The 11,670-nt window shown below is 72.7% G+C and carries 13 protein-coding genes; 9 read left to right on the top strand and 4 right to left on the bottom strand.

Going from position 1 to position 11,670, the window contains the following annotated elements; all coding sequences use genetic code 11:
* The first annotated feature begins 31 nt into the window (after nt 1-31).
* Together DEJ23_RS04715 and DEJ23_RS04710 are read left to right on the top strand one after the other, a co-directional pair.
* A complete protein-coding gene (locus DEJ23_RS04715) occupies nt 32-493 on the top strand; it encodes a RimK/LysX family protein (RefSeq protein WP_111239116.1) in 462 nt (153 codons plus the stop codon).
* A 181-nt stretch (nt 494-674) separates the two neighbouring features.
* Nucleotides 675-1,346: a peroxiredoxin-like family protein gene (locus DEJ23_RS04710; protein WP_111239115.1), complete on the top strand. Its 672-nt coding sequence runs from the start codon at nt 675-677 to the stop codon at nt 1,344-1,346.
* A 107-nt stretch (nt 1,347-1,453) separates the two neighbouring features.
* On the opposite strand, the gene DEJ23_RS04705 is transcribed toward DEJ23_RS04710, so the two are convergent.
* Nucleotides 1,454-2,008, bottom strand: a complete 555-nt coding sequence (locus tag DEJ23_RS04705) for a TetR/AcrR family transcriptional regulator (RefSeq protein WP_111239114.1) — start codon at nt 2,006-2,008, stop codon at nt 1,454-1,456.
* A 23-nt stretch (nt 2,009-2,031) separates the two neighbouring features.
* On the opposite strand from DEJ23_RS04705, the gene DEJ23_RS04700 reads away from it, so the two are divergent.
* The 5 genes from DEJ23_RS04700 (at nt 2,032) to DEJ23_RS04680 (ending at nt 7,285) form a co-directional block, all read left to right on the top strand.
* The gene (locus DEJ23_RS04700) at nt 2,032-3,189 is read left to right on the top strand and encodes an MFS transporter (RefSeq protein WP_181429116.1); all 1,158 of its coding nucleotides are present in this window, start codon (nt 2,032-2,034) and stop codon (nt 3,187-3,189) included.
* Nucleotides 3,190-3,199: 10 nt separating this feature from the next.
* Nucleotides 3,200-4,468 (top strand): sensor histidine kinase, encoded by a 1,269-nt coding sequence (locus DEJ23_RS04695; RefSeq protein ID WP_111239288.1) that lies wholly within the window; start codon nt 3,200-3,202, stop codon nt 4,466-4,468.
* Nucleotides 4,450-5,157, top strand: coding sequence for a response regulator transcription factor (locus DEJ23_RS04690; RefSeq protein WP_111239112.1), 708 nt, complete (start codon nt 4,450-4,452; stop codon nt 5,155-5,157). Before DEJ23_RS04695 ends, DEJ23_RS04690 begins: the two co-directional genes overlap by 19 nt.
* Before the next feature lie 173 nt (nt 5,158-5,330).
* The gene (locus tag DEJ23_RS04685; RefSeq protein WP_111239111.1) at nt 5,331-6,212 is read left to right on the top strand and encodes an ABC transporter ATP-binding protein; all 882 of its coding nucleotides are present in this window, start codon (nt 5,331-5,333) and stop codon (nt 6,210-6,212) included.
* Entirely contained in the window at nt 6,209-7,285 is a 1,077-nt protein-coding gene (locus DEJ23_RS04680; protein WP_111239110.1) for an ABC transporter permease, read from the top strand. The genes DEJ23_RS04685 and DEJ23_RS04680 overlap by 4 nt, the downstream gene beginning before the upstream one ends.
* 193 nt (nt 7,286-7,478) lie before the next feature.
* Here DEJ23_RS04680 and DEJ23_RS04675 read toward each other — a convergent pair whose 3' ends face one another.
* Nucleotides 7,479-8,543: a YeiH family protein gene (locus DEJ23_RS04675; RefSeq protein WP_111239287.1), complete on the bottom strand. Its 1,065-nt coding sequence runs from the start codon at nt 8,541-8,543 to the stop codon at nt 7,479-7,481.
* Between the two features lie 212 nt (nt 8,544-8,755).
* On the opposite strand from DEJ23_RS04675, the gene DEJ23_RS04670 reads away from it, so the two are divergent.
* Entirely contained in the window at nt 8,756-9,097 is a 342-nt protein-coding gene (locus DEJ23_RS04670) for a hypothetical protein (protein WP_111239109.1), read from the top strand.
* A 99-nt stretch (nt 9,098-9,196) separates the two neighbouring features.
* On the opposite strand, the gene DEJ23_RS04665 is transcribed toward DEJ23_RS04670, so the two are convergent.
* Nucleotides 9,197-10,054 carry an ABC transporter permease subunit gene (locus DEJ23_RS04665; protein WP_111239108.1) on the bottom strand — a complete coding sequence of 286 codons (858 nt, stop codon included), beginning with the start codon at nt 10,052-10,054 and terminating at the stop codon, nt 9,197-9,199.
* The gene (locus DEJ23_RS04660; RefSeq protein ID WP_111239286.1) at nt 10,051-10,977 is read right to left on the bottom strand and encodes an ABC transporter ATP-binding protein; all 927 of its coding nucleotides are present in this window, start codon (nt 10,975-10,977) and stop codon (nt 10,051-10,053) included. The genes DEJ23_RS04665 and DEJ23_RS04660 overlap by 4 nt, the downstream gene beginning before the upstream one ends.
* Nucleotides 10,978-11,204: 227 nt before the next feature.
* Between DEJ23_RS04660 and DEJ23_RS04655 the strand changes: the two genes are divergently transcribed.
* On the top strand, nt 11,205-11,666 hold the full coding sequence (locus tag DEJ23_RS04655; RefSeq protein ID WP_111239107.1) for a DUF4383 domain-containing protein: 462 nt from the start codon (nt 11,205-11,207) through the stop codon (nt 11,664-11,666).
* Nucleotides 11,667-11,670 lie beyond the last annotated feature (4 nt).

The following is an 11,670-nucleotide window of genomic DNA, read 5'->3' as shown; positions in this document are numbered from 1 at the left end:
GCTCAATCAAAGCATGCGACAGGATGGGCACATGGCCCGGAACCCGACGATCGCAGGATGGCGCGAATGGGCTGCCCTGCCCGGGCTCGAGCTGCCCTGGATCAAGGTGAAGCTCGACACCGGTGCCCGCAGCTCGGCGCTCCACGCGTTCGACCTCGAGGAGCTCCCCGGCGACCGTGTGCGCTTCTCGGTGCACCCGTGGCAGGACACCGACGCCGACGCCGTCACCCACGAGTGCGACGTGCACGACCGCCGCATCGTCCGGAGCTCGACCGGGCACACGCAGGAGCGCATCGTCGTGCTGACGCCGATCACGCTCGCGGGCCGCACGATCGATGCCGAGGTCACGCTGAGCAACCGCGACCAGATGGGCTTCCGGATGCTCGTCGGCCGCGAGGCGCTGCGGCAGGGCTTCCTGGTCGACCCCGCTCGGTCGTTCATGGCGGGACGGGCGCCGAAGGAGATCCGGCGGCGGAACCGCGGGCGCGCCTGAGGCGCAGCGCGGGCTGCGGCGCCGGCCGCGGCGCGACGGTTCCCACCGTGCGCACGACTCGCGCTCCGTCGGCATCGTCCGGATGACGCTCCGTGACGACGGCCGTTCCCCCGCCGAGGAGACGTGCCTACGCTCCACGCACCGGCCCAGTCGCCGGCGTCCCGGACCCGAGGAGACCGACGTGACCGACCAGACCATCGCCCGCCAGGTGGACGACTTCAACCAGGGCTTCACCGCCCAGATCGGCCCGGAGTTGTCCGCGGTCTTCGACGGCGAGCAGGCCGACCTGCGCGCCTCCGGTGTGCCCGACGGGGTCGTCGGCGCGGGCACGGCCGCTCCGGACGCCCGGCTCGTCACCCCGACCGGCGAGGAGACGTCGTTCGCGGCCGTCCGCGGCTCCACCCCGACCGTCGTCGTCTTCTACCGCGGCGCCTGGTGCCCCTACTGCAACATCACGCTGCGGACCTACCAGCAGGAGCTCCTGCCGACGCTGCAGGAGCGTGGCGTCCAGCTCGTCGCCGTGTCACCGCAGACGCCGGAGGCCGCCGAGCAGTCGATCGCGAACGGCGAGCTCGCCTTCCCGGTGCTGACCGACCCCGAGAACGCCCTCGCCGGCCGGTTCGGCATCGTCACGGAGCCGAGCGCCGCGGCACGGGCGGCGCACACGGAGCTCGGCTTCGACGTCGCCGACAGCAACGCCGACGACACCGCTGCGATCCCGTTCCCGTCGGTCTTCGTGATCGACGCGGACGGCGTCGTCCGCTTCGCCGACGTGCACGTCGACTACACGACGCGCACCGAGGTCGCCGACGTCCTCACCGCGGTCGACGACCTGGTGGTCTCCGCGCGCTGACCGAGCCGGCCGGCACGGGGCCGACGGGGGGCGAACAGGAGGCGCGGCGAGGGTGACCGACGTCCGTCGCCCGGGCCGCGCCTCCCGTCAGCGTCGAGGCTGTCCCGTCAGGGCAGGAGCGCGGACGCGACCGCGCGGGCGGTCGCGGAGTCGCTGCCGGGGTCGCGCAGACGCATCGCCAGCGAACCGGAGACGACGAGCAGCAGCTGTTCGGCGAGCGCCGGGGCACGGTCGCCCACGAGCGGGCGGGCCGTCTCGGTCAGCCGCCGTCGCAGTGTGGCGGTCTCGCGGTCGAGCACGGCGCGCAGGTCCTCGGGTGCGTCGACGTACTCGGCAGCGGTACCGAGGAACGCGCACCAGCGCGAACCCGTGGGCGTGGACCGGTAGTCGTCGAGGGCGTCGAACACCGCGAGCAACCGGCCGCGGTCGTCGGTCGCCCGCTCGACGGCCCGGTCCCAGGTCGCCACCCAGTCGTCGTGGCGGCGGTCGAGGGCCGCGGCGACGAGGGCCTCCTTGCTCGCGTACCCGCGGTAGAGCGTCGCCGACGACACCCCGGCCCGTTCGAGCACGGCGTCGATCGGCGTGGCCGCGATGCCCCGGGTGAAGAAGAGCTCCTCGGCGGCGTCGAGCACCCGCTGCTCGGTCCCTGGACGCATCGCCATGCGGCCAGCCTAGAGTCGCAGAAGTGAAACGATCGTTTTCGTTATCGACCCCGGTGCTGCTCACGAGCGGACTCGGTCTCGTCGCGGCGACCTACGGACTCGTGCGGCTCGCCTTCGGCCTGTTCCTGCCCGACGTGCAGCGCGACCTCGGCTTCGGGTCGGACGTCGCCGGAGCGGTGGCGTCGGGCGCGTCCGTCCTGTACTGCACCGGCGCCGTCACGGGGTTCCTGCTCGCCGCCCGCGCCGCGCGGTGGCTCGTCGCCGCCGCGGCCGTCACCGCCGGGGTCGGCGCGCTCGTCATGGCCGCGAGTCCGACGACCACGGTGTTCGCGGCGGCCGCCGTCGTGGCGTCCACCGGGGCGGGCCTGGCGTCACCGGCGATGGTGCAGCTCGTGGCCGGTCGGGTCGACGGCGGTTCCCGTGACCGGGCGCAGGCGGTGGTGAACTCCGGCACCGGCCCCGGGCTCGTCGCGGCCGGCGTCCTGGCACTCCTGTTGCTCCCGGACTGGCGGACGGCCTGGGCCGTCGCGGGCGTGGTCACCCTGATGGCCGGCGCGGCCGTGTTCCTCGCCGCCGGTCGCCCGGTCCGCTCTCCACGCGCGGCGCTGCCAGGGCGGTCGTGGTTCGGCGCGCAGGCCGTGCCGATCGTCGTGGCACTGCTCTTCGGCGCGGGGTCGGCGGTCGTCTGGACCTACGGGCGCTCCACACTCGTCCAGGCCGGTGTCCCGACCGCGTCGACCGTCGTGGCGTGGATCGCGCTCGGCCTCGGTGGGGCGGCGGTCGCGGTGACGGCACGGTGGACGAGTGCGCTGCCGGCCGCACGCCAGTGGCAGCTGACGACCGCCGTCGCCGCCGCTTCGGTGCTCGGGCTCGGGCTGCTGCCCCAGGTGGTCGGAGTGGCACTCGTCGCGTGCGCCACGTTCGGCTGGGGCTACACCGCCGCGACGGGCGCGCTCATCGCGTGGACCAGCGAGATCGACCGGGAGCACGCTGCCGCCGGCACCTCGGTGCTCTTCGTCGTCCTCGTCGCGGGGCAGGCGCTCGGAGCAGCGGCGGCGGGCGTGCTCTCCGGTGCAGCGGGGTCGGTGGCGACGTTCCTCGCCGCGACCGTGGTCGTCGCGGTGGCCTGCGGCCTCACGCTCCGCACGCGGGGTCTGCGGCGGGCGGTGCCCACCCGGTAGCGTGGACCGCATGGGGCGGACGACGGAGGACTGGTCGAGGTTGCCCGTCGGGCCACGGGAGCACCGGCAGGACGCCCTGCTCGCGCTGGTGCTCGGCGCCGGACTCGCCGTGACCACCACCCTCTACGGCGCAGCCGGGATCTACGGCGACGAGCAGGCCGAGTGGTGGGTCTCGGCGCTCATGGTCGTCGCGAACGCGGCGCCGCTCGCGTTCCGTCGGCGCTGGCCGATGACCGTCGCGGTGGTGTCGGCACTCGCCTTCGCCGCGACGCAGCTGCTCCACGTGCCCGAGATCATCCTCGTCAACTTCACGCTCTTCATCGCGCTCTACACGGTCGGCGCGTGGTGCTCGGACCGGGTTCGCGCCGAGGTCGTGCGGTGGGTCGTCATCGGGGGGATGTTCGCCTGGCTGTTCCTCGCGATCTCGTTCGGGTGGTCGATGCCGAGCGCGCTGCCGAACGACGACGACGCGATGATCCCCCCGTACGTCGCGTACTCGCTCGTCAACATCCTCATCAACGTGCTCTACTTCGGCGGGGCCTGGTACGCCGGCAACCGGGCGTGGGCCGCGGCCGTCGCGAAGCACGACCTGGCCGAGCGCACCGCGGAGCTCGCCGCCGAACGCGAACGGACCGCGGCCCAGGCCGTCACGCTCGAGCGCGTCCGGATCGCCCGCGAGCTGCACGACGTCGTCGCGCACCACGTCTCGCTGATGGGCGTGCAGGCCGGGGCCGCCCGGCGCGTGGTCGACCGCGACCCGGCCCAGGCGACCGCGTCGCTCGGCGTGGTGGAGGACAGCGCCCGGACGGCGGTCGAGGAACTCCGGCGGATGCTCGGGACCCTGCGTGAGGACGATGACGGCGCGAGCGCGATGGACACGGCACCGAGCACGGCCGGGCTCGGGAGGATGCCGGAGCTGGTCGAGGCCGTCCGTTCCGCGGGGCACGACGCCGGGTACGTCGTGGTCGGTGACGAGCGTGCGGTCCCACCGACCGTGGGTGCGGTCGCGTTCCGGATCGCACAGGAGGCCGTCACGAACGTCGTGAAGCACGCCGGCCCCACGGCCAGGGCCGACCTGCGGCTGCGGTACCTGGACGACGGCATCGAGGTCGAGGTCGCCGACGACGGGCACGGCGCCGGAGCCGCCCGCGACACGAGCGGCAGCGGCCTCGGCCACGTCGGCATGCGGGAGCGCGTGGCCGCGGTGGGTGGGCGCATCGAGATCGGGCCGCGTGCCCGGGGAGGGTACCTGGTGCGGGCATGGCTGCCGACGACCTGACGATCGTGCTCGCGGACGACCAGGACCTGGTGCGTGCGGGCTTCCGCGTCATCCTCGAGTCCGAGCCCGGCTTTCGGGTCGTCGGCGAGGCCCCCGACGGTGCCGCCGCGGTCGAGGCCGTCGTCGCCCTCCGACCGGACGTCGTCTGCCTGGACGTGCAGATGCCCGGTGTCGACGGGCTCGAGGCCGCACGGCGGATCGGCGCGCTGCCGGACCCGCCGGCGGTCCTGGTGCTCACCACGTTCGACGACGACGACGCCCTGTTCCAGGCGCTCGAGGCGGGCGCGAGCGGCTTCCTGCTGAAGAACGCCTCCCCCGAACGGCTGATCGACGCCGTCCGCACGGTCGCCGCCGGGGACGCCCTGCTCGCCCCCGACGTCACGCGCCGGGTGATCAGCCGCGCGACCGCCGGCCACGGTCCCACCTGCCCGGGGTACGACGACCGGGCCGACGCCCCGACCGAGGACGGCTCCGCGGCGATCGCCGCCGCGGGTCTGACCGAGCGCGAGGCCGAGGTCCTCCGCCTGCTCGCCAGGGGCTGCAGCAACGCCGAGATCGCCCGCGAGCTCTTCGTCGGTGAGGCGACCGTGAAGACCCACGTGTCGAACGTCCTGCAGAAGACGGGCGTGCGCGACCGGATCCAGGCGGTCGTCTGGGCGTACGAGCACGGGGTCGCGACCGCCGGCTGACCAGCATGCTCCCCCGCGTGGTGGGCGACCCACGGTGGCCGTGCGGCCGACGCTCCCCCTCGGGACGGAGCCGGGGTGTGCGCAAGTCCCGCCTCCAGCCGGAGGTGAGCCGTGCCTCCCGGCCAGTAGCGTCGAGACGTCGGCGAGGACCGCCGGCGGAAGGGGAACGGGCGATGCTCACCATCGAAGGCGTCAGCAAGCACTTCGGCGACCGCCGTGTGCTCGACGACGTGGGGTTCTCGGTCGGCAGCGGCCGACTGACCGGGTTCGTCGGCGGCAACGGCGCCGGCAAGACCACCACCATGCGGATCCTGCTCGGCGTGCTCCAGGCGGACGCCGGGCGGGTGTCGATCGACGGGGCCGAGGTCGGCCCGTCCGACCGTCGCCGGTTCGGCTACATGCCCGAGGAGCGCGGGCTCTACCCGAAGATGCCGGTCGCCGAGCAGATCACCTACCTGGCGCGACTGCACGGCGTCGACAAGCGGACCGCGGTCCAGCGCACCGCCGCGCTGCTCGAGCGGCTGGACCTGGCGCCGCACGCCGGCGACGCGGTCGAGAAGCTCTCCCTCGGCAACCAGCAGCGCGTGCAGGTCGCCGCGGCACTCGTCCACGACCCGGAGGTCCTCGTGCTCGACGAACCGTTCTCGGGCCTCGACCCGATGGCCGTCGACACCGTGCTCGGTGTGCTCCGCGAGCAGGCGGCGAAGGGCGTCCCGGTGCTGTTCTCGAGCCACCAGCTCGACGTCGTCGAGCGACTGTGCGACGACGTCGTCGTGATCGCCGGTGGCACCATCCGCGCCTCCGGAGCGCAGGAGGACCTGCGTCGTGCAGCCGGGCCGGCCGCGTGGGAGCTGCTCGTCGACGGCGACGTCGCCTGGCTCCGCGACGAGCCCGGTGTCACGGTCCGCGAGTTCGACGGCGGCTACGCCGTGTTCGAGGCCGACGAGGCCACCGCGCAGCACGTCCTGCAGCGCGCGGTCCAGCACGGCACGGTCGGGTCGTTCGCACCCCGTGTGCCCCGACTCAGCGAGGTCTTCCGGGAGGTCGTCCGGTGAACAGCACGTTCGTGAACGCGGTGCGGCTCGTCACCGTCCGCGAGATCCAGGCCCGGGTGCGCAGCAAGGCCTTCGTGGTGTCGGCCGCGATCCTGCTCGTCGCGGTGGTCGCCTCGATCGTCATCGGCGGCATCGTCGGCAAGGCCACCGCGGACGACACCACCCCGGTCGCCGTCGTCGACGGCGTCTCCCTCGAGTCGGCCGACGGCCTCGACGTCACGCCGACCCAGACCGTCGCGCAGGCGGAGCGCCTGGTGCGCGACGGCGAGGTCGACGCCGCGATCGTGCCCTCGGACGACACCCTGGGGTACTCGGTCGTCGGGCTGGACGACGCGCCGACCGATGTCATCAGCGCGCTCAGCGTCACCCCGGAGGTCGAGCTGCTCGACCCGGGTGCCCTGCCCGCGGGGCTCGTCTCGCTCATCGGCATCATGTTCGGCGTGGTGTTCTTCGCCTCGGCCGTGACGTTCGGGTCCTCGATCGCGCAGAGCGTCGTCGAGGAGAAGTCCACCCGGGTGGTCGAGATCCTGATGGCCGCGATCCCGGCACGGGCACTGCTGGCCGGCAAGGTGCTCGGCAACAGCGCGATGGCGTTCGCGCAGATCGTGGCCGTCGCGGTCGCCGCCGTGATCGCGCTCGCGGTGACCGGGCAGGACAACCTGTTCTCGATGCTCGGTCCGAGCGTGCTCTGGTTCGTCGGGTTCTTCGCGGTCGGCTTCGTGCTCATCGCCGCGATGTTCGCCGCGTCCGCCGTGCTGGTCTCCCGCCAGGAGGACGTCGGCAGTGTGACGATGCCGGTGATGATGCTCGTGATGATCCCGTACATCCTCATCGTGGTCGCTGCGGACGACCCCACGATCGTCGGCATCATGTCGTACGTGCCGTTCAGCGCACCGATCGGGATGCCGATGCGCATCTTCCTCGGGACCGCCGAGTGGTGGGAGCCGATCCTGTCGCTGCTGATCGTCGCGGCCTCGGTCGTCGTCGTGGTCACCGTGGGAGCGCGGATCTACGAGAACGCCCTGCTGCGCACGGGTGGTCGCGTGAAGCTCTCGGAGGCGCTGCGCGGCTGACGCCGCGGTGCGGTCCGCTCTGACGGACGGGAGGCCCGGTGCCGGCTGGCACCGGGCCTCCCGTCCGTCACGTGGTCACGGCACCCGCGTCGATGGAGCAGACGACGTCGGGTCGCCTCGCGCCACTCGACGCCTTCTGCTCCACAGCGTGGAGGCGAGCGGCCGACGACCGGGGGCCGCCGAGCGTCTGGTGTCAGAGCTGGCCGAAGGCCGCCTGGACGCCCAGGCTCGTCACCGCGACGAGCACCCACAGCGCGATGCCGAGCAGCATCGGGCGGAAGCCCGCACGGCGCAGCGCGGCGAAGTCGGTCGACACGCCCACTGCGGCGAGCGCCACCGTGATGAGGAACGTCGCCACCGTCGAGAAGCCCGGTGCGGCCTCCGCGGGCAGGACCCCGGTGGTGCGGAGCAGCACCACGACGAGGAACCCGACCAGGAACCACGGGACCAGCCGCAGGACGCGGACGCCCCTGGCGCGACCCGTGCCGTCGTCGACGGTGGGCTGCTCGCGGGAGGCGCGGCGGGCCTCCATGCCGGCCAGCCCGACCACGATCGGGATGATCATGAGCGTCCGGACCAGCTTCACGACGACGGCGGTGTCGGTCGCCTGGCGGCCGTAGACGGTCGCCGTGGCCACCACCGACGACGTGTCGTTCACCGCGGTGCCGGCGAAGACGCCGAACGCGTGCTGCGACAGGCCGAGCGCGTGCCCGACGAGGGGGAAGACGAAGACGGCCGCGATGTTGCAGAGGAAGATCGTCGACAGGGCGTAGGCCACCTCGGCGCTGGCGGCACCCACCACGGGGGTGACGGCCGCGATCGCCGAGGCGCCGCAGATGCCCGTCCCGACGCCGATCAACGTGCGCAGCGTGCGCGACACCCGGAGCAGGCGGCCGATCCCCCACGCGGCGACGAGGCACACCACGAGCGTGGTGAGCATCACGGGGAGGGTCTCGCCGCCGATGCGCAGGACCTCGCCGATCGAGAGCTGCGCGCCGAGGAGCACGACGGCCGCCTGCAGGACGCGGCTCGACGCGAACTTCACGCCGGGCTGGAGCCCGCCGAGGTCCGCGACACCGCCGTCCTGGTGCCGACGGCGGCGCACGAGCCACCCCACCAGGGCTCCGAGCACCACGGCCGGCACCGGACCACCGACGACCGGGACCGCACGGCCGACAAGGGTCGCGGCGATGCCGATCACGACGGCGAGAGCGACTCCGGGCAGGGCGGCGGCGACCACCGGGCGGGACAGGGGCATGCGGACCAGCATCCCACCGCCGGGTCACAGCCCGCGCGGACGGTTCCGATCGGGCTCCTGCGCTCTCCGGATGCCCGTCCCCCCCGTCCCGGCCCCCCGCCTGGATCGACATCGATGTCGAGGCGTACCATCGCTCCCGGGAGCAACGGCGGTTCCACTCATTCCCCGGTGCCACCCACGGGCCGGGTCGAGCAGACAGATCAGAGCACGCCGTGACCGAACACCTCATCGAGTACGTCGCCCGCGACCGAACGGGCATCACCGCCGTCGTCACCACGACCGGTGTCCTCGACGTCGACACCGTCATCGACCACATCCGCGCCGGGCACACCGGGTACTACGTCGCCGCCGACTCCTGGAAGCGCACCCCGGTCCGGAGCATGTCGTTCATCGGTGGCTCGTACCTCTTCGCGAACTGGGACGGCACGAAGCGCAACATGCTGCACGACCTCGCATTCCGCATGCCCACGCGCGCCGTCGAGGTCGTCCCGCAGCCACGCCGCTCGTGGCGGCTGGCGCGCGCCCTGCGCGAGCTGTTCTCACGGGCGGCCTGACCCGCCGGTACCCGGCTGCAGACGGACGGGAGGCCCGGTGCCAGCTGGCACCGAGCCTCCCGTCCGTCACGACCGCGTCACGAGCCGCGCCGCTCGTCGTCAGACGTCGCGCTTCTTGACCGCGGCCATCGCGATCACGCCGACCGCGACGACCCAGGCCGCCAGGACGCCGGCACCGGCCCAGCCGTTCAGGTCGACGCCCTCGGCGGGCGGCTGGTCCCCGGACGACTCGTAGGTGAACAGCTCGGCACCGGCCTGGTCGGGCAGGAAGCGGGACACGTCGAGCAGCCACTGCTGGTCCACCAGGCTCGCGACGAGCTGGAGCACGATCGGCAGCACGAGCAGCACGCCGAGTGCGATCGCGATGCCGCCGGCACTGGACCGGACCAGCAGCCCGATGCCGAAGGCGAGCAGGGCGATCAGGGTGACGTAGACCGAGGACCCGAGGATCGGCATGAAGACCGACGGGTCGGCGAGATCAGCGTGCACGCCCTTGTCGGCCTGGAACAGCGACACCAGCACGACACCGATCCAGGTCGCGACGGCGCTCACCACGAAGGTCGCGACGGCGAGGACGACGGCCTTGGCGAGGACCGCGCCGGAACGGCGAGGGTCGGCCGTGAACGTGGACCGGATCTGACCGGTGCCGTACTCGCCGGTGATGATGAGCACGCCGAGCACGGCGGCGACCAGCACGGTGAAGCCCACGGAGGACGTGCTGAGCAGGACGATCTGCCGGTTCGCGACCTCCTGCGTCACCTCGGTGCCCTCGGGGAGCCCCATCACCGGGGCCGCAGCACCGATCATCGCTCCGAGGCCGATCGTCAGCGCCACGATGATCGCGTAGCACCACCACGTCGACCGGATGCTGCGGAACTTGATCCACTCGCTGCGGACGAGTCGGCCGAACCCGAGTCCGACGCGTCCGGGCATCGCGGTGGCCGTCGCGGCGCTCATCGTGCGACCTCCGCCTGGTACTCGACCTCGTCCTTGGTGAGGGCCATGTACGCCTCCTCGAGGCTCGCACCCATGGGGGTGAGTTCGTGCAGCACCGCGCCGGTCTGGGCGGCGATGGTGCCGATCTGCTGGGCGTCGGGGCCGACGACCACGAAGGCGCCGTCCTCGCGCGGGGTGATCGACGACGCGGCGGACCCGACGGCGCCGAAGAGCTGGTCGGGGTGCGGGGTCCGGACGAGGGTCCGTGCGCCGCCGCCCTGTCCGCTGCCACTGCCCGCGACGAACTCGGCGATCGGGGCGTCGGCGAGCACCTTGCCGCGGCCGAGCACGACCACGCGGTCGGCGGTCTGGGCCATCTCGCTCATGAGGTGGCTGGAGAGGAAGACCGTGCGCCCCTCGGACGCCAGGTGCCGGGCCAGCTGACGGACCCACACGACGCCGTCCGGGTCGAGGCCGTTGACCGGTTCGTCGAGGATCAGGGTCTTCGGGTCACCGAGCAGCGCTGCGGCGATGCCGAGCCGCTGTCCCATGCCGAGGGAGAACCCGCCGACGCGCTTCTTCGCGACCGACTCGAGGCCGGTGAGCTCGATGACGGTGTGCACCCGCGACTTCGGGATGCCGTGCGTCGCGGCGAGCGACAGCAGGTGGTTGTACGCACTGCGCCCGGAGTGGACGGCCTTCGCCTCGAGCAGCGCGCCGACCTGCCGGAGCGGGTCGCGGAACGAGCGGTACTCCTGCCCGTTCACCCGCACCCGTCCGGACGTGGGCGTGTCGAGCCCCATGATCATCCGCATGGTCGTGGACTTGCCGGCACCGTTCGGCCCGAGGAAGCCGGTGACGATGCCCGGGCGGACGACGAAGGAGATGTCGTCGACGGCGGTCTTGGCGCCGTAGCGCTTGGACAGATGCTCGATCTCGATCACGTGGTCCACGCTATTTCCGCGACCCCGTCGCGCGCGTCCCCCCTCGGGTGGAGACCGGGGGTCATCCCGCAGGGGGACCCGCCGGTCGTCGAGCGCGTCGGAGGTACACCTCGACGTCGCACCAATCCGACTGCGCAACTGCTCCGAAACCCCTGTACGACGACGACGCTGCCCCTGAGCGGTGACCCGGACACGCCGTCGTGGAACGCACTCGGAAGGACTGCACCATGACCAGCAACGCTGCATCACCTCGTACCGGTTTCGCTTCGACCCTCGTCCAGAAGGGCGCACTGCTCTTCGGCGTCGTCTTCCTCATCGTCGGCATCGCCGGCTTCATCCCCGGCCTGACCATGGACATGGGCACCATGTCCTTCGCCGGCGACGGCTCGATGGCCATGCTGCTCGGCCTGTTCCAGGTCTCGGCGCTGCACAACATCGTCCACCTGCTGTTCGGCATCGTCGGCCTCCTCGCCGCCCGCACCGCCAGCGGATCCCGCTCCTACCTGCTCATCGGCGGCATCATCTACGCCGTGCTGTTCGTCTTCGGCCTCTTCGTCGCGAACATGTCCAGCGCCGCGAACTTCGTCCCGCTCAACAGCGCGGACAACGTCCTGCACGCCTTCCTCGCCGTCGCGATGATCCTGCTCGGCGTCGTCCTGCCCCGCGCCGGCGTACGCACCACCCGCTGACCGT

This window comes from Curtobacterium sp. MCSS17_008, from assembly GCF_003234185.1.
Taxonomy (GTDB): Bacteria; Actinomycetota; Actinomycetes; order Actinomycetales; family Microbacteriaceae; genus Curtobacterium.
The sequence above is the reverse complement of the archived record's forward strand: the minus strand, read 5'-3'. Positions and strand labels throughout refer to the sequence as shown.

Excerpts from the sequence above, each read along its gene's own strand:
- DEJ23_RS04715 (WP_111239116.1), top strand. The coding sequence starts at position 32 with ATGGCCCGGAACCCGACGATCGCAGGATGGCGCGAATGGGCTGCCCTG.
- DEJ23_RS04705 (WP_111239114.1), bottom strand. The coding sequence starts at position 2,008 with ATGGCGATGCGTCCAGGGACCGAGCAGCGGGTGCTCGACGCCGCCGAG.
- DEJ23_RS04695 (WP_111239288.1), top strand. The coding sequence starts at position 3,200 with ATGGGGCGGACGACGGAGGACTGGTCGAGGTTGCCCGTCGGGCCACGG.
- DEJ23_RS04690 (WP_111239112.1), top strand. The coding sequence starts at position 4,450 with ATGGCTGCCGACGACCTGACGATCGTGCTCGCGGACGACCAGGACCTG.
- DEJ23_RS04685 (WP_111239111.1), top strand. The coding sequence starts at position 5,331 with ATGCTCACCATCGAAGGCGTCAGCAAGCACTTCGGCGACCGCCGTGTG.
- DEJ23_RS04675 (WP_111239287.1), bottom strand. The coding sequence starts at position 8,543 with ATGCCCCTGTCCCGCCCGGTGGTCGCCGCCGCCCTGCCCGGAGTCGCT.
- DEJ23_RS04665 (WP_111239108.1), bottom strand. The coding sequence starts at position 10,054 with ATGAGCGCCGCGACGGCCACCGCGATGCCCGGACGCGTCGGACTCGGG.
- DEJ23_RS04655 (WP_111239107.1), top strand. The coding sequence starts at position 11,205 with ATGACCAGCAACGCTGCATCACCTCGTACCGGTTTCGCTTCGACCCTC.